At 46.0% G+C, this 24,566-nt stretch carries 25 protein-coding genes and 1 riboswitch; of the genes, 14 read left to right on the top strand and 11 right to left on the bottom strand.

Going from position 1 to position 24,566, the window contains the following annotated elements:
• Positions 1-58: 58 nt before the first annotated feature.
• Positions 59-949, bottom strand: a complete 891-nt coding sequence (locus ACWGXJ_RS00660; RefSeq protein WP_452567846.1) for a LysR family transcriptional regulator — start codon at positions 947-949, stop codon at positions 59-61.
• Between the two features lie 153 nt (positions 950-1,102).
• Here ACWGXJ_RS00660 and ACWGXJ_RS00655 point away from each other — a divergent pair, with 153 nt between their 5' ends.
• From ACWGXJ_RS00655 to ACWGXJ_RS00640, 4 genes are all read left to right on the top strand, one after another.
• The gene (locus ACWGXJ_RS00655; RefSeq protein ID WP_452565936.1) at positions 1,103-2,857 is read left to right on the top strand and encodes an ABC transporter ATP-binding protein; all 1,755 of its coding nucleotides are present in this window, start codon (positions 1,103-1,105) and stop codon (positions 2,855-2,857) included.
• Positions 2,854-4,593: an ABC transporter ATP-binding protein gene (locus ACWGXJ_RS00650; protein ID WP_452565935.1), complete on the top strand. Its 1,740-nt coding sequence runs from the start codon at positions 2,854-2,856 to the stop codon at positions 4,591-4,593. The genes ACWGXJ_RS00655 and ACWGXJ_RS00650 overlap by 4 nt, the downstream gene beginning before the upstream one ends.
• Before the next feature lie 210 nt (positions 4,594-4,803).
• The gene (locus ACWGXJ_RS00645; protein ID WP_061831789.1) at positions 4,804-5,118 is read left to right on the top strand and encodes a MazG nucleotide pyrophosphohydrolase domain-containing protein; all 315 of its coding nucleotides are present in this window, start codon (positions 4,804-4,806) and stop codon (positions 5,116-5,118) included.
• Between the two features lie 13 nt (positions 5,119-5,131).
• A complete protein-coding gene (locus ACWGXJ_RS00640) occupies positions 5,132-5,713 on the top strand; it encodes an LOG family protein (RefSeq protein WP_452565934.1) in 582 nt (193 codons plus the stop codon).
• A gap of 216 nt (positions 5,714-5,929) precedes the next feature.
• On the opposite strand, the gene ACWGXJ_RS00635 is transcribed toward ACWGXJ_RS00640, so the two are convergent.
• Complete coding sequence (locus tag ACWGXJ_RS00635) at positions 5,930-7,222, bottom strand: MFS transporter (protein WP_452565933.1); 1,293 nt, start codon at positions 7,220-7,222, stop codon at positions 5,930-5,932.
• A 268-nt stretch (positions 7,223-7,490) separates the two neighbouring features.
• On the bottom strand, positions 7,491-8,318 hold the full coding sequence (gene speE, locus ACWGXJ_RS00630; RefSeq protein WP_063212148.1) for a polyamine aminopropyltransferase: 828 nt from the start codon (positions 8,316-8,318) through the stop codon (positions 7,491-7,493).
• 282 nt (positions 8,319-8,600) lie between these two features.
• On the opposite strand from speE, the gene ACWGXJ_RS00625 reads away from it, so the two are divergent.
• Positions 8,601-10,658, top strand: a complete 2,058-nt coding sequence (locus ACWGXJ_RS00625; protein WP_452567845.1) for a transglycosylase domain-containing protein — start codon at positions 8,601-8,603, stop codon at positions 10,656-10,658.
• A gap of 142 nt (positions 10,659-10,800) precedes the next feature.
• On the opposite strand, the gene ACWGXJ_RS00620 is transcribed toward ACWGXJ_RS00625, so the two are convergent.
• Together ACWGXJ_RS00620 and ACWGXJ_RS00615 are read right to left on the bottom strand one after the other, a co-directional pair.
• Entirely contained in the window at positions 10,801-11,265 is a 465-nt protein-coding gene (locus ACWGXJ_RS00620) for a transporter (RefSeq protein ID WP_452565932.1), read from the bottom strand.
• A 135-nt stretch (positions 11,266-11,400) separates the two neighbouring features.
• Positions 11,401-12,450, bottom strand: a complete 1,050-nt coding sequence (locus ACWGXJ_RS00615) for a hypothetical protein (protein WP_452565931.1) — start codon at positions 12,448-12,450, stop codon at positions 11,401-11,403.
• 119 nt (positions 12,451-12,569) lie between these two features.
• Here ACWGXJ_RS00615 and ACWGXJ_RS00610 point away from each other — a divergent pair, with 119 nt between their 5' ends.
• From ACWGXJ_RS00610 to ACWGXJ_RS00600, 3 genes are all read left to right on the top strand, one after another.
• The gene (locus tag ACWGXJ_RS00610) at positions 12,570-12,962 is read left to right on the top strand and encodes a VOC family protein (protein ID WP_452565930.1); all 393 of its coding nucleotides are present in this window, start codon (positions 12,570-12,572) and stop codon (positions 12,960-12,962) included.
• A 118-nt stretch (positions 12,963-13,080) separates the two neighbouring features.
• Entirely contained in the window at positions 13,081-13,893 is an 813-nt protein-coding gene (locus tag ACWGXJ_RS00605) for a pentapeptide repeat-containing protein (protein ID WP_452565929.1), read from the top strand.
• A 47-nt stretch (positions 13,894-13,940) separates the two neighbouring features.
• Positions 13,941-14,021, top strand: coding sequence for a putative holin-like toxin (locus ACWGXJ_RS00600; RefSeq protein ID WP_322175755.1), 81 nt, complete (start codon positions 13,941-13,943; stop codon positions 14,019-14,021).
• Positions 14,022-14,291: 270 nt separating this feature from the next.
• Here ACWGXJ_RS00600 and ACWGXJ_RS00595 read toward each other — a convergent pair whose 3' ends face one another.
• Together ACWGXJ_RS00595 and ACWGXJ_RS00590 are read right to left on the bottom strand one after the other, a co-directional pair.
• A complete protein-coding gene (locus ACWGXJ_RS00595; RefSeq protein ID WP_069290787.1) occupies positions 14,292-14,645 on the bottom strand; it encodes a YunG family protein in 354 nt (117 codons plus the stop codon).
• A 57-nt stretch (positions 14,646-14,702) separates the two neighbouring features.
• A complete protein-coding gene (locus ACWGXJ_RS00590) occupies positions 14,703-15,248 on the bottom strand; it encodes a histidine phosphatase family protein (RefSeq protein ID WP_069290786.1) in 546 nt (181 codons plus the stop codon).
• A 141-nt stretch (positions 15,249-15,389) separates the two neighbouring features.
• Between ACWGXJ_RS00590 and ACWGXJ_RS00585 the strand changes: the two genes are divergently transcribed.
• Entirely contained in the window at positions 15,390-16,139 is a 750-nt protein-coding gene (locus tag ACWGXJ_RS00585) for an MBL fold metallo-hydrolase (protein WP_452565928.1), read from the top strand.
• Positions 16,140-16,237: 98 nt separating this feature from the next.
• On the opposite strand, the gene ACWGXJ_RS00580 is transcribed toward ACWGXJ_RS00585, so the two are convergent.
• Entirely contained in the window at positions 16,238-16,744 is a 507-nt protein-coding gene (locus ACWGXJ_RS00580; protein WP_061831811.1) for a PTS sugar transporter subunit IIA, read from the bottom strand.
• Positions 16,745-16,958: 214 nt separating this feature from the next.
• On the opposite strand from ACWGXJ_RS00580, the gene ACWGXJ_RS00575 reads away from it, so the two are divergent.
• Complete coding sequence (locus ACWGXJ_RS00575; protein ID WP_440723579.1) at positions 16,959-17,048, top strand: putative holin-like toxin; 90 nt, start codon at positions 16,959-16,961, stop codon at positions 17,046-17,048.
• Positions 17,049-17,447: 399 nt separating this feature from the next.
• Here ACWGXJ_RS00575 and ACWGXJ_RS00570 read toward each other — a convergent pair.
• Both ACWGXJ_RS00570 and ACWGXJ_RS00565 read right to left on the bottom strand, forming a co-directional pair.
• Positions 17,448-18,808 (bottom strand): IS3 family transposase gene (locus ACWGXJ_RS00570; protein ID WP_446676224.1). Its coding sequence is split into 2 segments (ribosomal slippage): positions 17,448-18,352 and positions 18,352-18,808, totalling 1,362 coding nucleotides; the frame shifts between segments, so codons are not numbered across the junction.
• Positions 18,809-18,904: 96 nt separating this feature from the next.
• Positions 18,905-19,411: a YwhD family protein gene (locus ACWGXJ_RS00565; RefSeq protein ID WP_010346553.1), complete on the bottom strand. Its 507-nt coding sequence runs from the start codon at positions 19,409-19,411 to the stop codon at positions 18,905-18,907.
• Between the two features lie 124 nt (positions 19,412-19,535).
• Between ACWGXJ_RS00565 and ACWGXJ_RS00560 the strand changes: the two genes are divergently transcribed.
• The 4 genes from ACWGXJ_RS00560 to ACWGXJ_RS00545 all read left to right on the top strand — a co-directional run bounded on the left by ACWGXJ_RS00560 (position 19,536) and on the right by ACWGXJ_RS00545 (position 24,119).
• Positions 19,536-21,548: a M1 family metallopeptidase gene (locus ACWGXJ_RS00560; protein ID WP_452565927.1), complete on the top strand. Its 2,013-nt coding sequence runs from the start codon at positions 19,536-19,538 to the stop codon at positions 21,546-21,548.
• A gap of 11 nt (positions 21,549-21,559) precedes the next feature.
• Positions 21,560-22,387, top strand: coding sequence for a hypothetical protein (locus tag ACWGXJ_RS00555; RefSeq protein ID WP_235306874.1), 828 nt, complete (start codon positions 21,560-21,562; stop codon positions 22,385-22,387).
• A gap of 276 nt (positions 22,388-22,663) precedes the next feature.
• A riboswitch (cyclic di-AMP (ydaO/yuaA leader) is annotated at positions 22,664-22,801 on the top strand.
• A gap of 5 nt (positions 22,802-22,806) precedes the next feature.
• Positions 22,807-23,307 carry a C40 family peptidase gene (locus tag ACWGXJ_RS00550; protein WP_061831815.1) on the top strand — a complete coding sequence of 167 codons (501 nt, stop codon included), beginning with the start codon at positions 22,807-22,809 and terminating at the stop codon, positions 23,305-23,307.
• A 305-nt stretch (positions 23,308-23,612) separates the two neighbouring features.
• Positions 23,613-24,119 carry a GNAT family N-acetyltransferase gene (locus tag ACWGXJ_RS00545; RefSeq protein ID WP_250267132.1) on the top strand — a complete coding sequence of 169 codons (507 nt, stop codon included), beginning with the start codon at positions 23,613-23,615 and terminating at the stop codon, positions 24,117-24,119.
• A gap of 78 nt (positions 24,120-24,197) precedes the next feature.
• Here ACWGXJ_RS00545 and ACWGXJ_RS00540 read toward each other — a convergent pair whose 3' ends face one another.
• The gene (locus ACWGXJ_RS00540; protein ID WP_007428083.1) at positions 24,198-24,497 is read right to left on the bottom strand and encodes a 4a-hydroxytetrahydrobiopterin dehydratase; all 300 of its coding nucleotides are present in this window, start codon (positions 24,495-24,497) and stop codon (positions 24,198-24,200) included.
• Between the last annotated feature and the right edge of the window lie 69 nt (positions 24,498-24,566).

Below are 24,566 nucleotides of genomic sequence, written 5' to 3'. Positions count from 1 at the left end.
TCCCGATTGCAATTCAAATGAGTTTTTACAAAAAGATGCTTTCATCCAAAAAATTCAGCTACCTTAAGTCAGCTCCATCGGATGCTTGGCTAAAACTTTCGATGAATCGAGAGGCTAGAGAAGACATGTATTTATCCTTCAGCCAGACAGCCGCCACACGCGTATGCAATTCCTCACACATAATTTCCTTAACGATTAATTGGTTATTGCTTCCGAGTGACAACGCAGACCGCGAAATCATACCGATCCCCAGCCCTTCATTAGCCCAGTGAAGCGTGGTGCGAGCATCATCGTTTTTGCAAAAGAAATTTGGCTCAAAGCCATGCTTCATACAGGTATCGTGGATCAATTGTTCAAAGCGACGATATACGATGAGTGGCCTGTCCTTCAACTCAGACAATGAAATGGTCTTCTGTTCGGGGTTCCAGTCATATTCTTCTGTCATCACTGCTATCATCGGCTCAGTGGACGCATATCTACACCCTAAATCGGTAGTATTAAAAGGGGTTCTGACGATTCCGACCTCGACAATTCCTTTGTTCAAAAGATCGAGAATCATGAACGTATTTCCCTCATGAATTTCAAATTTTACACCCGCATAGGTTTTATGAAATTCGGAAAGCCTGTCTTTCATCAGCGTTGCCCCAGAGGAGGAGACCGTTCCAATGGTGAGCGTACCTTTCATCCCCATGGCAAAATCGTTTATCTCTCTTGTCGTGGCATCTGTCAGCTCCAAAATCTGCTTGGCCCTGTTCTGTAAAATGATGCCAGCCTCCGTCAATTGGATGCTTCGTGAGCCTCGATGCACGAGCTTTACGCCAAGCTCTTCCTCTAGCTGCATGAGCTGCTGACTTAAGGGAGGCTGCGCGATTTGCAGCTTTTTGGCTGCCGCTGTAATCTGTCCGGCCTCTGCGATCGCCAAAAAATACTTGAGATGTCTCAATTCCATCATTTTGGACCTCCGGTACTGATATATGTAAAACCTATACCTCTAATATATATTAAATATTATTCATATGGTTGGGGATATGCCATAATCAAATTCAGTTATGCTATTGCGGCATGAAGCTAGATACATTATTTAGGTTAGGTGATGGTTTATTTGCTGAAATTTGCTGTTTTTTTGAAACCCTATAAAAAGGAAACGATTCTTGGACCTCTGTTTAAACTAATTGAAGCCATCCTGGAACTATTGCTGCCTACGATGGTTGCTTTAATGATCAATCATGGTGTAGGTAAAGGAGACACCCATTATGTTTGGCAGATGGGTCTTTTGATGTTACTCATGACTATACTGGGCTTTGGCAGTTCATTAGTGTGTCAGTTTTACGCAGCTCGTGCCTCTCAAGGATTCGGAACTACGCTGCGCAATACGATGTTTAAGCATATTTCTTCGTTTTCTTATGCTGATCTCGATAAATTCGGTACACCCTCGCTCATCAACCGGATTACGAATGATGTCAATCAGCTGCAAACAGCTGTAGCGATGTTGATTCGTTTGGTCATTCGTGCTCCTTTTATTTGTATCGGGGCGATTATCATGTCCATGATTCTGGACTTCCGCCTTGCTTTGGTGCTGTTGGCGGCTACACCGATTCTGGCTTTGATTCTGTATGTAGTCATTACGAAGGCTTCTCCCCTGTACCGGCTATATCAGAAAAAACTCGATAAAATCGCTCTGGTACTTAGCGAAAATCTTACAGGTGTACGGGTCATACGTGCATTTGCCAAAAGAGGAGCTGAACGAGTAAAGTTCAATGCCGCCTCAGATGACCTGACCCAGACTGCTATTCGTGTCGGACGTATTTCTGCTTTACTAAGCCCCGCCACCTTGTTGGTGGTGAACGGAGCTATTATTGCTATCCTGTGGATCGGCAGCATCCATATCCAATATGGATCTCTTACACAAGGGGAGATTATTGCCTTTATTAATTACATTACGCAAATTTTACTGGCTCTGATTGTGGTAACCAATTTAATTATTTTGTTCACCAAAGCTGCCACTTCAGCAGCGCGTATTCAGGAGGTCCTAGACACGCAAGCTTCGATTTCCGATACTGCTGCTACTTCTACATCTATAGACAGGGAGGGAGCAAGTGAGCATGGCGCTGTACCAGCCATCTCTTTTGATCATGTTTCCTTTGGATACAATAAGACAGGACAACTGGCACTGAGCGATGTAGTAGTAAACATCTATCCCGGTGAAACGGTCGGCATCATCGGAGGAACAGGTTCGGGGAAATCCACCTTTGTGAATCTTATTCCCCGCTTCTATGATGTGGTAGAGGGTCGTGTGCAGGTTGATGGCATCGACGTTCGGCACTATAAGCTTGAGCAATTGCGGCAGAAAATCGGAATTGTCCCTCAGAAGGCACTGCTGTTCACTGGTACTATAGCGGATAATATCCGTTGGGGGCATGAACACGCCACCGACGAGGAAGTCGCTCAAGCCGCAGCTATCGCACAAGCGGATGAGTTTATTTCCAACCTGCCAGAAAAATTCGATGCTCCGATCACCCGAGGGGGGCTTAATTTGTCGGGAGGACAAAAGCAGCGACTTACCATTGCCCGAGCTATTGTCGGCAATCCGCAAATTCTCATTTTGGATGACTCCTCAAGCGCACTTGATTTTGCAACCGACGCCGCCCTCCGTAAATCGCTACGGGAAAATAGCACCAGCATGACCGTCCTGTTGGTCTCGCAACGAGTAAGCAGCGTACAGCATGCTGATAAAATAATTGTGTTTGATGAGGGGCGAATTGTCGGTATCGGCACACATGAACAGTTGATGAGCAGCTCAGATGTATATCAGGAAATTAATCATTCCCAGCTCTCAACGCAGGAGGTAGACCAATGAGTGGCAAGGAAACTTGGAGAAGATTGTTAACCTATGTGGGTCAATATAAAACAACAACATGTTGGGTCATCGTCAGTGCAATTCTCAGCGTGCTTGCCAGTCTGATCGGACCCTACATGATTGGTCAGGCTATCGACCATATGGTGGATAAGGGAGCAGTGGATTTTAAAGGTATTACGCAGATTCTAGCTGGATTAGGCATTGTATATATTGTAGGCAGTCTATTTAGCTGGCTGCTCACGTATTTGACGAACCGTATTGCTTTTCAGACCGTAAATGATATGCGGCGGGAGTTATTTGATCATTTTAATATCCTTCCGTTAAGCTTTCATGACACTCATCCACAAGGAGACAGCATTAGTCGTTTTGTGAACGATATGGATGCTGTGTCGGATGGATTACTACAAGGCTTTTCCACATTGATTACCGGGATTATTACGATTATAGGCTCCATTGTACTCATGCTGTATATTAGTCCGATCATGACGTTGGTCGTATTGGTGTCTGCCCCGATCACATATGGCGTAGCACGGTTCATTACCACAAGATCGCAGCGTATGTTCCGCGAACAGGCCAAAATTTTAGGAAGCCTGAACGGTTATGTGGAAGAAATGATCGGCGGACAACGGGTAGTTACCGCTTTCCATTATGAAAACCGCTCGCTTGAGGAATTTTCCGCCAGAAACGAACAATTGTATCAAGCCGGGGTGAAATCGCAGTTTTACGGATCATTGTCCAACCCCTCTACCCGATTGGTGAACAACATGACTTTTTCAGTCACCGCCATGATTGGCTGTATCTCCATTATTTTGGGTGGGATCTCGGTAGGCGGATTGTCGAGCTTTCTGATTTATACCAATTTGTTCGCCAAGCCCTTTAATGAAATTACGGGTGTGCTGACCCAGTTCCAGGCAGCTACGGCTTCTGCTCAGCGCATATTTGCTATTTTGGATTCACCGCCAGAGCAGCCCGAAAAATCGAACGCCGTACAGCTGGAGCGCAGCAAAGGCACGATTCTTTTTGATCATGTCAAATTCTCCTATAACCCGGAACGTACGCTCATTACAAACTTTAGTTTGGAGGTAAAGCCAGGCACTCGTGTGGCCATTGTCGGGCAGACCGGAGCTGGCAAAACCACACTCGTCAATCTGCTCATGCGATTTTACGATGTAGACAGCGGCTCGATATCCATCGACGGGATGAATATCAACGACATGAGCCGGGACAGCCTACGGACTAACTTTGGTATGGTGCTTCAAGATACATGGCTGTTCAGCGGGACCATTCGGGACAATATCGCTTACGGGAAGCCAGAGGCCACGGATGAAGAAGTCATCGCGGCTGCAACAGCTGCCAATGCGCATAGCTTCATCAAGCGACTGCCTCATGGCTACGATACGGTCATCAGCGGGTCAGGCGACAGCCTGTCGCAAGGCCAAAAACAGCTGCTCACCATCGCGAGGGTGATTCTCGTCGATCCACCTATGCTAATCCTGGATGAAGCCACCAGCAGCATAGACACCCTGACAGAAGCACGTATCCAAAAAGCATTTATGAAAATGATTGCCGGACGCACCAGCTTTGTGATCGCCCACAGACTATCAACCATCCGCGAAGCGGATTTGATTTTATACATGAAAAACGGCGATGTCGTGGAAAGCGGTACCCACGAGGGACTGCTTGCCAGCGGCGGCCATTATGCCTCGCTCTATAACAGCCAGTTCACTACAGCTTAAAAGACTGAACGGATACGGTCGCATCATTAAGGTCAACGTTCTTTAAAAAAAGTCGGTTGCTTTTTAAGCAAACGGCTTTTTAATTTTTCTTTGATAAACCCCTCCCTTATATTATATAATAAAACACGAACAAACGTTTCTGTTTCATCTAAACCTTATGGTTTGTGTATAGCCAACACCTATGCATGGGTTTCAGTTGGGAGGCTGAATATGGATATTAATGAATTTCAAAAGTGGGTCAAGCAATATTATCAGGAGAGAAACTGGTCGGATTTAGATATCTTCGTCCGAATTGGTTTCTTGGCAGAGGAAACCGGGGAGGTTGCGAGAGCTATTCGCGCCCTGGAGATTGGCAGAGACCGGCCTGATGAGATCGATGGTTCATTCGAGGAGAACAAGGAGCATTTAACTGAAGAACTTGGAGACGTACTGGGTAATCTCATCGTGATCGCCAACAAGTATGACATCACCTTGGAGGATATATTTCGAACACACCAGCAAAAACTTGCAAAAAGATATACATAAAGGAGAATCTCATATGAAAAGCATTGCTGTTTTTTGCGGTTCCAGTAATGGAGCGTCTGAGATTTATCGAGAGCATGCTGTTGCTCTGGGCAAGGCACTTGCCGAACAGGAAATAAGCCTGGTATATGGAGGAGCAAGTGTTGGTTTAATGGGTGCAGTGGCTGACGCGGCACTTCATGCAGGAGGTCGCGTCATCGGTGTGCTCCCTCACTTTTTGCAAAGCCGTGAAATTGCACATAATGGCCTGAGCGAATTAATCATTGTTGATTCCATGCACGAACGAAAATCTAAAATGGCAGAGATTGCGGACGGATTCATTGTTTTACCAGGTGGCCCAGGTACAATGGAAGAATACTTTGGAATTTTCACATGGGCGCAATTAGGCTTGCATGAAAAGCCATGCGGTCTTTTAAATATTAACCATTATTACGATCCTCTTATTTCCTTGTTTGATCGTATGGCTCAGGAACAATTTATGCAGGAAAAATATCGTGCGATGGTAGTTACGGATACTACTCCGCAAGGAATCCTACGGCAATTTACAAATTACACTCCTCCTGCCGTCAAAACATATCTCACGAGCAAACGGACCTGACATTAGCAATGGCACATATTGCTCAACAGACATACCATTTAATTTAATATGATATGAAAGGAACACCACCGTCAACGTATATTCCAGTGGTGTTCCTGCAAAATTGAGGAGAATTGCAGGCTTTTATTCTACCTAATCGTCACGTTCACTTTTACACCTGCATTTAATTATGTACTCATCCAATGAATGCTGTCACGCCTAACGAGAACCCCAATTTTAAATCCCAGCGCCCGTAGCGGTTGGATGGTCCATTTGCTCACTTTCCTGAAAATCCCTGCGGTACAACCAGCCGATCAAGATAGCAATGGTCGTCATAATCGCAGCCAACAAATACACCTGCACCATACCGAAACGGTCTGCATACCAGCCCATAAATAACAAGGACAGACCGAAAGCGAGATTTGTAATCACATCAATTCCCGCCATCACTTTGGGCAGCTGAGCTGCCGGTGCACTGGTTTGCAGCAAAGTGCGGCGAATGATACCAGCCATTTGAACAGGTAAGCCTGATACAGCAAAAAGAATAAGGGCCGCGACCGGAACGGTATTCAGTGCAAATACAACCGTAATTAGCACGTACACCAGCAACGCTCCAAGCATGTATAAAAAGCTGTTCTTTTGCAAGCGCTTGACCAAGCCAACGACAATCAATCCACCTAAAATCATGCCCGAGAAAAAGGATGCATTCATAAAGCCCCACCAGCTCGCATCCCGATGCAGCACTTGGCTGACGTACGCTAAAATAAATACGCCGAGCCAGGAGACTCCCCCAATACTATCCACGCTATCGACGATCATCAGAGAACGAATACGACGGTTGTGCCAAATGATTTTCCAGCCTTCCCCAAGCTCTTTCCAATGGGAGCCTTTTTCCTTTCCCTTTGCAGGTTCTACTGCATTAGTTGAGGAATCTGAAGCATTGAGACCTAATTCCTTCTGATCCAGCGGATCACGAATGAAGGATGTGACAGTTACAGCCACGAGATAGCAACAAGACGCAATCACAAGCGTATTCAGGGAACCTAGCCAAGCCACAATAATTCCGCTCAACGCCCAGCCTGCACATTTGACCACCTGATCACTGACCGCTACCATGCCGTTGGCCCGCATTAGTCCTTCTCCCGTAGCCAAACGGGGTACAAGCGAATTACGCGCAGGATTCGTCCAGCCGTCCAGGAAAGACATACCGAACACCATCACAAAAATAAACAGAAACGACCTTTGCTCAGGTACGATCCACAAATAAAGCAGCAGAAGCGTAAAGATGACAAACTGTCCAAACTGGGAAAATAGCAACACTCGTGTCAGCCGAAATCTACCGAGGACGATTGGTGCAACGAGCCCACTAAGCACTTGAGCAGACAATCGGAACAACGGAATCAAAATTGTCGTCATTAAGGAATTACTTGAACTGAACACCAATACCACTACACTCAACATGTAGATGATATCTGCTACGTTGGAGATCGTCTGAGACCCCCACAGGTAATAAAAAGAGCGTCTGATCAAAAAAGTTTCCCCCTCTTTGGTACATCGCCGATTTATGTATTTCATAACCAAACCGTTCCTGTTGACATTACAAATCTGTTAAATGTCTGGTTTTTTGTATATTCTACGCACACCCTTAAATTTCCTTCTTTTATCTTAAAAGGAAATCCGGTGTCCAGTATGCTTTCATAGCCTTTTTCAAATCTTATCCAACACAAAAAAGCGCCTATAGCGCTCTTTCCCACCCAAAAACAGGCAATAAAGACCACTAAGGCGCTTTTTAAAATGTTTACTTCGTTAAATCTTCTACAAACTTAGGTAGTACAAACGCCGCTTTGTGTAGACGCGGACTGTAATATCGGGTGTCCATCTCTGGAATCTGAGTCTCGTCTACTTCGAGCGGATCATACTTCTTACTGCCCAACGTGAATGTCCAAAGACCACTCGGATAGGTCGGAATGTTCGCACCATACACACGCACAATCGGGAAAATTTCCTTCACATCTTTGTTGACCTTCTGAATCAGGTCTGCCTTGAACCACGGGTTATCCGTTTGCGCAACGAAAATGCCGTCTTCCTTCAACGCCTCAAAAATACCTTGGTAAAACCCGCGCTCGAACAGAGGGGCTGCCGGACCTACCGGCTCCGTCGAATCGACCATAATGACGTCGTATTCATTTTTGTGTTCAATAATATGCATGTATCCGTCATTGACCAGCACTTCTACATTAGGCTCGTCCAGCTTTCCTGCGATTTCAGGCAAATATTTTTTGGAATATTCAATCACCTTACCGTCGATCTCAACCAATACCGCCTTTTCTACTTCAGGATGCTTAATGACCTCACGAATAACGCCGCCATCGCCACCGCCCACAACCAAAACTTTCTTCGGATTCGGATGTGTATTCAAGGCCGGATGTGCTACCATTTCGTGATACACAAATTCATCCTTAACCGTTGTCATCACCATGCCATCCAGAACAAGCATATTGCCGAATTCCTCAGTCTCGATCATAGCCAGATCCTGAAAATCTGTTTTCTCAGAGACGTAGGTTTGTTTGATTTTTGCTGTAATGCCGAAAGAGGGAGTCTGCTTCTCCGTAAACCACAAGTCCATCATTCCAACCTTCTTTCTGATCAAAGTATGTGTCCGGCAATCCGGTAGCATAAACGTTGACTTTCCTTATATCTGCAACACGCAAACGCCGAGTTTGCTATATTTATTGTACCAAACGCATTGGAATTTCACACTTTTTGCATTATAAGTGATACCTGAATGGACTGCAAAAGCAATTTGAAGATTTAATCTTGTTTAAAATAAATACGTGTGTGTATCTGATGAATAGACGCTTTCGGATTGACTATACTGAGAACATCAACTATGGAAGGAGGTGGCATGATGACCGATACGACCGGGCGATCCCCCAAGCGTAAACCGCTTTGGCTTCGATGCTTTCAAGGACTGATGTCTCTCACTATTCTGACGGTCATCGCCGCCTGCATCCTGCTCGCCTATTTGTACACGACCAGCCTTCCGCTCGCGGATACGGATCGGAATTCACGTCTGCTAGATAGTCAGGGACAAGTCATCGCCACTTTCTCTGCTGGAGGCAAAGAATCCATTCCGGTCCAGCTTGATCACATTTCACCCGATTTGATTGCAGCCACCCTGGCTGTGGAAGATCGGAAGTTTTACGATCATTTTGGCTTTGATTTTAAAGGTCTGGGCCGGGCGGTAATCGTTAATCTGACCCGCTGGGATATGTCGCAAGGGGCCAGCACGCTGACTCAGCAGCTTGCACGGAATCTGTACTTATCTCATGAGAAAACATGGACGCGCAAAGCCAAGGAGGCCATTTATACCGCACAGCTTGAAATGAAGTACACCAAGAATGAGCTGCTGCAAATGTATTTGAATGAAATTTACTATGGTCACGGCGCCTATGGCATTGAAGCAGCTTCGCAAATGTATTTCGGTAAATCCGCAAAGGAGCTGGATTTGGCCGAAAGTGCCCTGTTGGCGGGTATTCCGAAAGGACCGACCTACTATTCACCGTATAATCATATGAAAAATGCAAAGGATCGGCAGAAAATTGTACTGGACTCCATGGCGCTCATTGGCAAGATTACTCCGGCCGAAGCCACCAAGGCCTATGAGGAAATGCTGGCCCTGCGGCCCGAGAGCCAGCGCCGGACAGTGGAAACCGCTCCCTGGTTCCGCGATTACGTCCGCCAGCTGGCGACTCATCAACTTGGGATTAGCGAAGGGGTGCTTGAGCATGGCGGACTGAGCATTTATACCACGCTGGACATGCACATGCAGCAGGCAGCCGAGGCGGCTGTAAACGAAGGCATGAAGAACAGCAACGGACTGGAAACCGCGTTAATCTCCATGGACCCGCGCAACGGACATGTCAAGGCCATGGTCGGCGGAACGAACTATGTCGGGAATCAATATAATCATGCGCTGGCCACAACCCGGCAGCCGGGCTCCGCTTTCAAGCCGATTATGTATCTGAGCGCGCTGGATTCCGGCGAATTGACGAGTACGTCCAAGTTCGAAAGCCGACCGACGTTGTTCCACTACGATAACAACCGCAAGACTTATAAGCCCAAAAATTTTGGAGACAAATACTTGGGCGAAATAGATCTTCGGCGCGCAATTGCGGCGTCCGATAATATTTATGCCGTTAGCACCATTTTGAAGGTGGGAACGGACAAGGTCATGGACCTCGCCAGCAAAATGGGCATTACAAGCGAGCTCAAGCCCGTACCCTCGCTGGCGCTGGGTGTGTCACCCGTCAGCCCGTTCGAGATGGCCTCCGCCTTCTCGGTCATCGGCAGCGGCGGGCAAAAGGTGGCTCCGGTGGCAGTGCTGCGCATCACCGATGCGGCCGGGCGGTCGCTGTACGAAGCGCCCCAAGCCGCGCCCGTGCAGGTGGTGAAGCCCGCCTCCGCCTATGTCCTTACACGCCTCATGGAAGGCGTGTTCGAAGAAGGCGGCACCGGCAACCGGGTCGCGAAGCTGATCAAGCGCCCGGTTGCCGGCAAGAGCGGCACGACCAACACCGATGCGTGGATGGTCGGCTTTACCCCCGAACTATCCACCGCTGTCTGGGTTGGCTATGACAAGGGCAAGGACATCAGCACACAGGATGCCCGACGGGCAGCTCCGATTTTTGCGCAATATACGGAGAAAGCGCTGGAGAATGTGCCGCCCAAAATCTTTCCTATCCCCGACGGCGTAGTCAGCGCTTATATTGATCCGGCCAGCGGCAAACTGGCTGCACCGGACAGCCCGGATAAGCGTCTGGAGGTATTTGTCAGCGGCACGGAGCCGAAGGAGACGCTGTCGGGGCAAGATAACCCACCGGCATCAACACCAACTGACCAAGCGAAGCGACAAGCCGAAAAGAAATCATGGTGGGGCAATTTTAAACGTTGGTGGATGGAATAGCAAAAAAAGACTGGGGGAACGCGATGAGCGCTCTCTCAGTCTTTTTATTTTCGCTTCACTTACCTCATGTGCCCATTACCTCTCTTGACAGTGCCATCAGCCATCATCCCGTTAAGCCCCGCTCTTCCCTAAAGCTGCGCTATTACCAATAACAGCTAAACGACTCAATACGGTTAGTGTCTACACCATAATAAAACCAAAAACGTCCACTCCACCGAAAACCCGCTACGGATGTCCTGCCTACAAAGACAGGGTACATCCAGAAACGCTCTCCGTTCGTCAGCCATACAAACGTGTTGCGGAACAAACAACCGAAGATGGCTCCAGGGTCAACCGCATACGCCGAAACCAGCGGCTTCGGTGGCGTAAATTGCGGTGGTGGGGAAGTTGGTGCTTGAGTTTGCTGGCCACCTTGCGGACCGAATGGCCCCTGCGGCGGCGGTGAGAACGGCTGTGGCGAAAATGGCCCTGGGCCTGGTGGCGGACCTATCGGAGATGGGAAGGAATCCTGCATATCAGGAAATTGTGGAAACGAAGGACCTGACGGCGTGAAAGGACCCGGAGTACCCGGTTGCGTTCCGAACGGAACTTGTGGCAGTAAAGACATGTGTTTCACTCCTTGTGTTCTAGGCTGATGTATCCTATGCGGGACATCAGCCCGCGGACTGGGCGAATCCCCATATCGCCGCCAAACTCCGCCATTTCGTCCTTTTACATCAAAAACTCTTATATCCCGACCCGATTAACTCCCTGTCCGAACATGCTCCAGCTCAATTTCATGCACCATTTTAATCTCGATTTTTTTCCTTAGCTCATCATACTGATCCAACAGTCGGTGCTCAACCCCCAACTGTTCGTTCATCCAGCCTACAATAGAGTCATCGTGATGCTCGTTAGACCAGCTAAACAAATCGCTATATAGCTGACCAAATGATTCCTCATTGCTGCGAGCGAACCGGATCGGTCGAGCTGTATAGCTTAGCTTTAGTTCCAACATCTCATATAGCACGTCCAAACGGTATTCCAATGTCTGTACATCTTTTTTGGATGTATCGTAGCTTTTTATATCCTGAACAAGCTCCCTAAAGGTTAGTCCTACATGCTGCATAGCAAAATAAGACCACACACAACTGCCTGTAGCCGTTCCATGAGCCTCCCAAAACGGATTCCACAGGATAGATCGGATCGTCTCCTTCTGCCCTTCTCCAAACAATGCGATTCCAGCAATAATTCCTGCATTACAGTCTACGGAAGCATGTTGCTCTCCCCAATGTACCAATCGCGGAATCATATCTTCAGTCGTGCATTTGAAGCTTAACAGAGGTAAGAATTCATTAAACAAATTCTGATCCAGCGCTTTTTCCAATTCAGCCGCCAGTTTCTCACGATACGGTTCACATGGAAGATGTACCAGTCCCAAACAGGCATCCACAGACACAGCTCCATACGGTCCGTTCACCAAAGCGACGAGATCAGCAGCAGCCTCCACATAACCCAAATAACCTAGCGCATACAGCACACCGTCAGGTATATGTTCTGGGGATGCCTGATTTCGGACATAACGCTCGTACATATCCTGCGCCAAAGTAACATCCCCGCATCTCATGATCGGATGGAGGAGCAACCCCCGGATATAATGATGGGGATCTTCTACAAAAAGCCTATATAATTCCCACGCATCCTCCACTGTCCCATATGGGGCAACCACATCCGTATAGGCAGAAATGATGCTGGCATCCAGTTTCTTAGCTGAGCCGAACATATCCATAAGTCTTGTTGTCGCGTCCATCATCCTGTCTTTCTCCTTTCACGTGTGTACGTCTTCATGAAGCAATTCTCTAATGCTGAATATTTCTATTAAAAAAGAGGAAAGATGTTATCATCTACGATACAATCTAGGGAGTTGATCTCATGCATGATTCCAGTCCAAAAATCACAACATTTTTCATGTTCTCCGGTCAAGCAGAAGAAGCCATGCAATATTATACCTCTGTATTTAAGCCGTCTGGTATCATGAGCATTTTTCATCAGGAAGATGGGACCGTGTTACATGCCGTATTCAACCTCAAAGGGCAGACTTTTATGGCTATAGACTATAACCATCAGGATAAACACCCTTTTACCCCAGCTCTATCGCTATTCGTCACTTGTGATTCGGAAGAAGAAATTCATAGCGTGTTTGACCAGCTATCTCAGGAAGGCCGAGTTCTAATGCCCCTTGAAGCCTCTCCCGTAAGCCAACAATTTGGGTGGGTTGAAGATAGATACGGAGTCTCGTGGCAATTGAACCTGGCAAAAGACTAAATTTCTTCTCTAAACGATCCAGCAGACTCTAGAAGTCTACGAAAAAACAATAGACCATGCTCCATCTTTTTTTGGTAATATTATATTTAATAGGTGCCAGTAAAAGGATGTGTGTTTATTGTATAGTGCAAATTGTGAACAATGTTTTGGTTTATGCTGTGTAGCCTTGCCTTATGCAAAATCAGCTGATTTTGCTTTTAATAAGGATGGAGGAACTCCTTGTCAAAATCTAAATGCGGATTATCGTTGTGATATTCATAAGAATCTAAGAAACAACGGCTTGCGAGGCTGTACGGTATATGATTGCTTTGGAGCAGGTCAAAAAGTTTCCCAAGTTACATACAAGGGAAAAAGCTGGCGAGACGATCCGGCAATAGCTGAGGAAATGTTCAATATATTTCCCATCATGCAACAGCTTCATGAAATGCTTTATTACCTCAATGAAGCCCTTAACTTAAAAGAAACTCATCCCATCTATACAGACTTACAAAAAGCTATGGCGAAAACCGAGCAGCTTACGGATCAAGATCCAAAATCCCTCATAGATCTTCATGTACCAACCCATAGGGCGTTAGTCAATGATTTACTTTTACAAACAAGTGAGTTAGTACGAGAAAAAGTTAAGAAAAACATAGAGCACAATAAATATAGTAAAAAAATCAGGAGTAGAGACCTTATCGGGGCCAATTTGAGAGGCGCTAATCTTAGAGGTACCAACCTGAGAGGAGTTTTAATGATTGCTGCTGATCTGCGAGAGGCTGATCTGAGAATGACAGACTTGATCGGTACGGATTTTAGAGATGCTGATTTAAGTGGGGCTAATCTGGAAGGAAGTATCTTTCTTACACAGGCGCAATTAAATTCGGCTAAGGGCAATTGTAAAACCAAACTGCCCCCTTCTCTAAGCATTCCCGGTCATTGGCTGCATTAGAGTTTATTTTATAGTACTCTCCAAGAAAATACGTAATTAAGTAATTAATATCTCAAGACGCAATTTCCTTGATGATCATGTTCGGCATGTTCATTCTGGCATTGCTTACCTACATGAAAAAGAAATAGACCGCCCCGATCCAAGGTAACGGTCTATTGTTGGACCCTACTGCCGACTGCTCTTTAAGCAGTGGTTGTATACTGGAGTCGTGTTAGCGCACGACTCCTTTACTATTCTTACCTCAGTATAGCCCATTTTATAACGTAAATACAGCTTTTATCTTCAAGAATTTTACTGATTACTCAGCTCTTTAATGTATATTGGGCAACAAAAAGTACCTTCCATTGGATCAGGTTCAAAAATCACGTCTTTATGACTGCATCCAGATTTAAATCCCCTTATTCTTCTTCGTTTAGAAATTCCTTTAATCTCTGACTTAAGGCTGCATACTGCCCTGCATTGGTGTCCGAAAAAGCTTCCTCCCGGTTGGAGTATACATCCTGATACTGAGGAAGGCTTGAAAATTGCGACCTCGTAAAATCTATAATGTCCTCACCAATGCGGTTGTAATAGTGCCAGCCACTATCCAGCCATGTCCTCAAAATATCGCCGCCAAGCCTGTCCTGAACGACAAGCGCTGTGACACCACATTGTCCAGCCGCAGGATTATTTGCTGTCCATTTAGAACTAGACTCCAAAGACCAAGCTTGAAACAACGCCTTTTCTAATTCTAAAAAACGGTTTGCATTCAACATGCGCCTCCCCTTTCGATTCCATTCTGCACTTATGGTGAACGTGCTTTATTTATTTCAACCCGTATTCCACACTCTGTGAATCTTGGCTTCTGCTTCTTTCAGCTCTAGCAAATACACGTCGGGATTCGAAAGCTTTTTCCAGTCCTCAAACCCAAACTGCGGATCGTAATGTCGAATGAGAAGAGATAGTAAAGCTCCATGAGTTACAATGATAACCGTTTTTTCCGCCCGCTCTATAAGCTCCTGAACAAGCTGGATTCCTCGATCTACTGCTTCACGGGATGATTCCCCTCCCTCCAGCTTCAAGTCCTCGTCCAAATAGGTCTGTTCCAGCACGTCCAGCCAATGGTCCAAATGCTCATGGCTAAGTACCCGTTCTTGAAGACGTACATCAGTATACACCTGCAACTGTTTCCGTTCAGCCAAGGGCTGAATGGTTCGCACGGCCCGTTTCCACGGGCTGGACACAATATATTCCACACCTACGTTCTCCATAAAATCAACTAACTGCTCAGCTTGTCGGGTACCCTCATCGGTAAGTCGGGCATCTGGTTCCTGTCCTGTTGCTTGGGCATGTCTGACAAAATAAATCTTCTTCACGTCATCACTCCTAACTGTCACACAAATTTAAAATTCTACATATTTACAAATAATTATTTTTGTGATATAATATAGGTTTACATATTTATATTTCATGATACGATTCCTTTGTATTACATCAACTCTTATGGGAGGGATACGATGCAATTAGACAAGGGAATACACATGCTCCAGGTTTCTGCTAACATTATGGAAAGTATAGAGAGTATTCATCCCACTTTAATGTGGGACGAAGATAACATGATTTTAGTTGATACGGCTTACCCCGGGCAACTCTCACTTTTGCATGAGGCTATTCTAGGCACCGGATTAACAATCCATAAACTTACCTTCATATTAATAACACACCAGGATCTTGATCATATCGGCAGTTTAGCAGATATAATCCGGGCTTCTTCATCCCCAGTTCAAGTATTAGCCAGTTCTATCGAAAAGCCTTATATACAGGGAGAACAACAGCTTATAAAGCTGACTCCAGAAGCAATAGATCAAGCTGTAAGCGCCATGCCCGAATCCGTTCCGGTAGAGTGGAGACACGCATTCCGGCGTACACTTGAAAATCCCCCAAAGGCTATTGTAAACTCCACCATCGTTGCCGGGGAGGAATTACCCTTCTGTGGGGGGATCGTAGTTATAGATACTGCTGGACATACACCAGGACACCTAAGTTTCTATCATAAATCCAGTCAAACCCTGATTGCAGGAGATGCTCTACGCGTGGTAAGCGGCAAATTATTGGCTCCAGACCCACAATACTGCTGTGATTTCAATATGGCCAAAGAATCTCTTAAAAACCTGCTGCCATATAATATTAAAAAAGTGATCTGCTTTCATGGAGGGCTGTACGAAGGCAATTGTAATCAGCGGATATCTGAAATATGTGAATCCTAGCTTTTGAACACATGGTCATACCGATCCTTGACCGGTCAGTGAATTATCTAAAGAAAAGACTAACCAGGAATTCCTGGTTAGTCTTTTCTGAATGAGAACTAGGCCTTTAAGTGAACTCTTAATACGGGGACTTCTGGAGAGGCAGATGTACCTTCCAAGATTTCCACATGACTGATCATCTCTTGCCCGTCTGGAACGATTACCGGAGTAATTACAGGCAAGCCACCCTGTTGAATCGCGTCTAGATCAAACTCCATCAGTAATTGCCCTGCTTTAATGTTATCTCCTGTTTGAACGTGAGGGTTAAACCCTTGTCCTTTGAGGGAAACTGTATTAATCCCGACATGTATCAAAATTTGTACACCGGATTCATGCTCAATGATCAGAGCATGCTTACTTTTCTCCATCACGTGAACGACTTTACCCGCGAAAGGAGCAGTCACTTTACCTTCAGTTGGATGAATAGCGATACCTTCCCCCATTGCCTTCGTGGAGAACGCAGGATCTGGAACCTCTTCAAGGGAAACCACTTTTCCTTTGATTGGTGCTACCATGTCGAATTGTTCAATACGAGGAGTCGCCTTCTTTTTCAACCATTTAAACATAACGATGCCACCTTATTTAGAGATTACATTCATAAACAGTGAATGGGACTTAACTACACATTTCAAGGAACCGGTTCCACAAAATAAATAAAAAGAAGAGTGGAAGCGATTTCTATCTGAATTATAGTGAATGCCTGTTCAGGATGTCAAGGCGCTACCGTCGTAAAAGAACCCGGCTAAAAGGGCGGTCGGCTAGTCTCCCCGAAGGGAGGTGATGCCCATAAAGGTTAAAGACGCGATTTCCTTGATGATCATGTTTGGCATGTTCATTCTGGCATTGCTTACCTACGTGAAAAAGAAATAGACCGCTCTGACTAAGGAATGCGGTCTATATCCGACCTTATCTTACCCGGCCGACTGTTCTTTATGCAGTTGTTGTATGCTGGAGCCGTGTTGACGCACGACTCCTTTACTATTCTTACCTCAGTATAGCTCATTTTATAACGTAAATACAGTTTTTTTCTTCAAATATTTTACTGATTTCCTCTGCTATTTTACTTGTCCAGTACATATTCTATGAGGTCTTAAAGCTTACAACTAAAGGTAACACAAAGCTTAAATAAAGGTTCTAATTTGGTTGCTTCTCATAGGAAAAAGCACCTTTAGTATAACTCATTGTAAGTTCAAAACTCTTTAAACCCTTCGCAATAAAAAAAAAGCAGCCCACAGATTGAAGTGACCCCTTAAAGTTAGACAACTATTTTTATGCAACCAGTTGGGCATGAGCTCGGTATTGTACCGGGCTCATGCCTTTTAATTTTGACTTGATGCGCTTGTGATTGTAGTAATTAATGTATTGCTCTAGTTCTTGCTTGAAGTGATCTACACTTTCAAACTTATTTAGATAAAGAAACTCTGACTTCATGATGCCAAAGAAGTTTTCCATTACAGCGTTATCGTAACAATTTCCTTTACGAGACATGCTCTGGGTAATTCCTTGTTTCTTTAAAGCGTGTTGATACTGCTTCATCTGGTAGTGCCAACCTTGATCCGAATGCAGGAGCAGTTTATCCTTTTCGGATAAGCGTTTAAATGCCTCATTCAGCATCTCGGAGACTAAGGAATAAGTGGGGCGAGCCCCTACTGTGTAGGTGATTATTTCACCGTTAAACAAGTCTAAAACAGGGGATACATAAAGCTTTTCTCCAAACAACTTAAATTCCGTAATATCGGTAACCCATTTCTCGTTTGGCTTGCCTGAATGAAAATTACGATCGAGTACATTGGGTGCAACTTTACCCACTGATCCCTTATAGGAACGATATTTCTTCATACGCACTACCGATTTCAAGCCTAATTCGACCATAATACGCTGCACTTTCTTATGATTAACTCGGCGCCCCCGATTAAATAGTTCGTCACGGATACGACGATAGCCATAGCGCCCCTGATGTTCCTCGTAAATAGATTGGATAAGGAGTTTCAGACCCGCGTCTGGATCTGGCTTACCCAACTGTTTGACCCAATAATAAAAGGTGCTACGTTTGACTTCAGCGAGCTTTAGTAATGCAACCACCGGGAACTCATGCCTTAATTCATAGACGACTTGCGCTTTGTCTTGTTTGGTGATTTTTCCTTGTTTTGAACTAAGGCATTCAACTTTTTTAAATAGGCGTTTTCCATACGCAAACGTTCTAATTCAGCTTGTAGAGCCTCCATTGAATCCTTGGCAGGTTCTTGCTTCTTTGTGAGGTTTTTATTCTTATCTGTCATGCGTGGACGCCCCTTTTTCTTTGAATTCAGGGCGTCTATTCCATGTTCATTGAATTGACTACGCCATTTCCTAATGACTCCAGGTGAAGAAATTTTGAAAATGACAGCTGCTTCATTCGGAGACGTCCCATTCTCGTTCATATAGTTGAGTACGTCTAATTTATATGCCGTGGAGTAAGCTGTATAGGTTTTTTCAAAAGCTTTTACCCCGTGAGATTCGTATTGCCTAATCCACATACGTAAAGCTTCATGATTCATCCCTAATGATTGTGCAATACTTTTGACTCCCTCAGTACCACTTTGATACCTACGAATGGCCTCCAATTTCTCATCTAAACTGAATTTAGGCAAAAAACTGCACCTCCATTGTTAGTCGTGTCTAACAAATGGGGTGCAGTTCAGATGTGGCTGCTTTTTTACAATATTATTACTGCGTTAACGCTGGGCCTATCCTTCCAGCGCCTGCTTCAATTCCTCAGGCGAAGCGTCCCACCATTCCTCGTTATGCGAAATTAGCAGGCTTTTGAGCGCTGCTTTATCTTCACTGCCGAGATCCTCCAGCATGAAACGACGCTTGAGCGCATAATCCATACGATTGACGTGATCGGCGAGGATTTTCCAGCCGCGTTTGGCTTCGTCGTCAATCAGCATCTCGCAGGCGGTGGCACCGCCGTACATACGCCCTTCGGGCGTACGATCCACGGCTACCCATACGAGCCATACTTGGCGTCCGTTCGGTACATCCTCTTTATTCGTAGAGAACTTGATACCACGTTCTACTTTACTTTTGGCATGCATGGCACCGATATCAATTTTCGCCTCTCCTCGGTCAATGATAACCGGAGACATGCTGTTCAGGTCGATTGAGCCTGCGCCGAAACCCTTATGTTTACTCTTGCCACTGACAATGTTCAGTGCAATCTGTTTTTTGCCGTCCGGCTGATTTTCACTCATGCGTCACTAGACCTCCATTTTCCGTCTTCACACTCATTCTACACTATAAATATTTTAACTAATAATCTCCTGAAAGCAAACATATACATGCTGTAGATGCTTGTCAACGGGAGGTATCCATTGTATGACCCCAGCACGCACTAAAATCGTTTTATTGTCTACACTAGCCCTCGGTCTCCTCGCAGGGACGTTATGGTTTGCCTGGCAGCCCCAACCGCAATCCGACCCGCAGTCCATAGGCCAACCACTATACGGCTCCCTGTCTGAGTCTGCGCTTGCCCCAAATATGGGCAAGCCTCTAGGGGCAAACATCGTGCCTGACCTGCCCAAGAACCCTCCACAGCCCGCTACAGAAATCCTCAGCAAGAGGGTGGTAGAATACCACATTGATGTGTCTCTGGAAAAAGGACAGGTTTTGCGAGGCACTGAGACACTGACCTGGAAGCATCCGGGCAAGAAAACCGTGAATGATCTGTATCTTCATCTATACCCGAATGCCTTTTCTTCCATGGAAACTACCTTTATGAAGGAATCCGGTGGAAAGCTGCGCGGAGACACCATGCCCAAAGACGGCTTTGGCTCCATGACGCTGACTGAACTAAAAACAGAAGACGGTTTATCTCTCATGCACCGCATCCAATATGTGCAGCCAGATGACGGTAACGCAGGCGACCGTTCGCTCGTGAAGGTGCGTCTACCCAAGCCGGTACGAGGTGGCGAAGAAATCACATTATATATGAAGTTTGAGGTAAAACTGCCCGCCATCTTCGCTCGTATGGGCGCGACAGATGATTTTGTAATGGCAGGACAGTGGTTCCCGAAGCTAAGCGTCTACGAGACTGCAGGACAGCGTGGACGCGCCGAGGAGGGCTGGAACCTCCACCAGTATCATGGTAACTCCGAGTTTTATGCCGATTTTGGAATTTACAGCGTACGGATTCGGGTGCCTGAAACTCATATCGTAGCAGCGACCGGATTTCCCACCCGTGGTGCCGTCCGACAGAACGGCCAAAAAATATATCAATTTTATGCCGATGATGTACACGATTTTGCCTGGTCCGCTTCACCCAACTTTGTAACCGTAGAAGAACCCTTTTCTTCTGCTGAAGTCCCTGGTGTCAAAATCAAGCTCTACCTTGACCCGTCGCACAAGGAGCTCAAAGGGCGCTATATGAGCGCAGCGAAGGCCGCCCTTTCGTACTACAGCAAATGGTACGGGCCTTATCCATATTCCACCCTATCCATCGTGGTTCCACCCAAATCAGGCAATGGAGCCGGCGGTATGGAGTATCCGACACTCATCACGGCCGCTGCTGCGGGTAATCTGAATCCTGGCTATAGTCTGGAACGGACATTAGTTCATGAGATTGGACATCAATATTTCTACGGAATGGTAGCCAATAATGAATTTGAGGAGCCGTGGCTGGATGAAGGCTTCACCTCCTATGCTGAGGAGCGGCTTATGGAGCAAGAATATGGGCTTACCCCCAACCTGCCATTACAATCGGGACAGGTAGCCTCCCCACAGCCGCTAAACCGTGAGTCATGGAAGTACGGCTCAGCTGCTGAGTACGCGCAAAATGCCTACTCTCGAGGCAAGCTGGTCCTACGGGGCATTGAACGTCAGGTGGGTATGAAAAAAATGGATCGCATTATGCGGACCTACGTCCAGACGTACCGATTCAAGCATCCGTCCTCACTGGATTTTCAACGTATCGTGGAGAGAGTCACCGGACGCTCATGGAGCCACTATTTTGAACAGTATGTATATGACGGCCAGATGGCGGACTTTTCAGTGGATCACATCACAAACCACAAGCTGGAGAATGGATATGAAGCAGTCGTGACGGTCAGCAAAAAAGGGGCGGATTATCCCAAGATCCCTGTCCAATTTACCTTCAAGGAAGGTACCACGATATTCAAGGCTTGGGACGGCGCGGGCAAAAGTACAAATTTTCGGATCAAAAGTACTTCTCCCGTTTCCCATGTAACCCTTGATCCCTTATATACCATTGCACTGGAGAACAAGCATATTAACAATAGCCTAAAAGCCGAATTGGACGAAAAGCAACAAACCCGTTGGAGTATAAGTGTAACCAAGCTGTTGGAGACACTGCTTGGAAGTCTGTCATGGTGAGGTGTCTATAGATGCGGACTGTTATAAAAGAGGGCTGGGCGCTGGTGCGCATACGTTTCTATATCGTTATCATTTTATTTCTGTATCGACTACTGTGGGGGGTGTTTCTCTATCGGCTGGTGCAGTCTGCCGTTATCCCGCTATTGCTCCGTTATCCTGATCAGGGTCAGAACGAGCTGGGACAGACCTTATTTTGGATGGAGAGCCAGATTGCTCTGATGGACAGCCGGGAAGTACATGTGTATTTGTGGATACTACTAGGGGCGACTGTACTACGCATACTGATCACTCCCTTCATTAGAGCCGGAATATATCAAAGTCTGCATACCGATGCGACTGAACCGCAAAGCCTGTCCTTTTTCAAGGGTATGAAACGCCATGGCATGTCGTCGCTGTTGTATTACACCATCGAGTTGGGACTGCTGCTGCTTCCCGCCTTTTGGGTAGTACCGAGACTCTACCCTATTGTAGCAGGAGCACTTCAATCTTCCTCTTATCTGCTGCATTTATTGCCCTATGTCATTGGATGGATGGCATACGGATGGTTCATTCGGCAGTGCATCCTGTATATGCAACTGGGTACTGTCGGTGGTCACGCCATACTATCGTCCCTGCTCGCCTTCTTTCGCCAGCTCCTCCCAGCTGTCGGTATATCCCTTTTGCTCGGTGCTTGTGTGCTGCTGGTCTTCGGTCTATTTGGCACCGTGGCGATGATTTGGACTGGCATGCTGGCGCTCATTCTCCAGCAATCGTATCATTTTGTTACTAGTCTGGTCAGGCTGTGGCATATCAGTTCGCAGTACAGACTATGGCATACCGATATCTCTAGTAGAAGCTAAGCCCTGCCTTTATGTTTTTTACTTCATTTCCGTCTGTCGAAAAACCTTGATTCATACTCGCGCAAACGACACATAACTGAATACTGTTAACAAGATCTGTTCCTGGGACATTAGGAGCAGATTTTTTTTGTAACTTTTTGCAATGAAACATTTGCCAAAGCCAGCCGTCTTTGTTACAATAATCGCAGTGAACTGATAGTAACAACTTTGTAATCTTTATTGTAACCTTTATCTCAAAAATAACGTTTCTGTGAATACTGCTCTCCAAGGTGCACATCTTAAGTTAAGCCTAATTCCTGGCACCTAGGAAGCGGGGGAACCAGTTTGGGTGAATTGATCTCGCAACAGAGTGGTCATAGGGGAACCTTCTACCGAATCCTTAAGCTAACCTCGCAGGCATTGGAAGGGGTATATTTTTTTTGAAGAAGAAGCTAACGATCGCAGCTATGGGTCTTGCCATTGCCTTTACATCTTTTACATTCGGTGGCGGCAGTGCATATGCAGACTCTAAGATGGACCAGGTCATCCAAGATGCCAAAGGAACGAACTACAGAAGCGGAGGCACTACACTCGAGGGATTCGATTGCTCCGGCTTCACAATGTACGTATACAACAAACTGGGAATTAAACTTCCGCATCAATCAGGATCACAATTCAAAATGGGATCTTCTGTATCCCGCGATGAAATGAGACCTGGGGACCTGGTGTTCTTCAACACCACAGGAAGAGGCATTTCCCATGTAGGTATCTTCGTAGGTGAAGGGAAATTTGCCCACTCCTCGACTTCACGTGGTGTAGTAGTTAGCTCACTGAACGAAAATTATTACGCTAACCGCTATGTCGGTGCAAAAAGAATTATGAGCACAGACGCTTACCATTCTGTAGCTTCAGACATTCCTGATGACGATAACGTAGAATAACTAACGCACAGCAAGCTAACCCTAGCCGCAATTTGATTCTGGCCGGAATCGAATTGCGGTTTTTTATGTCCACAACATCAGCAATTATTATCTTTACTGACGAACTGAGACCTCAAAAGGTTTCAATTGTAGCGAACATCGTCGGTTTTACCGTCACCGCTGGGGGAGCATATGAGCAGTAATTCCTTCTTATTGAATGTATACCCGACTTAGGTATGAAATAAACACGCTTGCCATTCCTCTGCAACTTGTCTACAATCTGTTGTTAATGATTGAAGTACCTGTGTAAAAGGAGGATGGAACACATGCCGGCCTCAATATCCAACTATCGGATCGTACCGATGGACGAGCATCAAGCGGCTGCAATCTGTGAGTGGCACTATGATCCACCTTATAACATATATGGTTGGCTCCCCTGGGAACAAATGAAGGCGCTTGAAGTCGAATTTGGAAGTCCCACGCTTCGCCAAGAGCAATATGTTGCCGTACTGGATGAAGAGAACAAGCTAACAGGATTTGCTCAATATTTTCCTATGATCGGTGTGACCCGGCTAGGTCTTGGAATGCATCCTGACAGGTGCGGACATGGCAAAGGCTCTGATTTTGTCCGTGCCATTGCAGAGGAAGCTCAACGACGCAACCCGAAGAATGAAATTGATCTAGAGGTGCTCACTTGGAATGAGCGCGCTATCCGGGCCTACAAGGCGGCTGGATTTGAGCTTACAGATACCTATGAACGCCAGACTCCTGATGGCAAAAAACCATTTTATTGTATGGTATATCGTCCCGAGCACCCAACCCAGATTCTATGATAAAAGCGCCTTCGGCATACAACCACGATGTTGTATAGCGAAGGCGCTTCTATCATCATACGACAGATCATTACAAGCTCAATGACTGCTGCGCATTTTTTCAAAAGCTTCATTATATTGTTGGGCTTCCTTAATATCCACGGCCATAATACCGCCGTCGTCCCAAGAGGTCAAACGCAGAGTCACGGTCTTATAATCAATCGTAATAAATGGATGATGATTGAATGCTTCAGATATAGCGGCAACTTCATCCACGAATGCAATCCCTTTCATAAAACTGGAAAAATTATATTTTCGGACGATCCAACGTCCTTCCTCCAGTTCCCAGCCCTCCAGTTTCTCCAGATGTGCTTCAATCTCTTCTTGTGTAAAAGGCATGTTACGAACTCCTCCCCGTTTATACGGAAGCCTTTCGACCGCTTAAATACGGCCAAAACTACGATATAT

It is taken from the genome of Paenibacillus sp. S33 (assembly GCF_053615415.1).
Note: the sequence above shows the minus strand (reverse complement) of the source record. Positions and strands in the feature narration are given on the sequence as shown.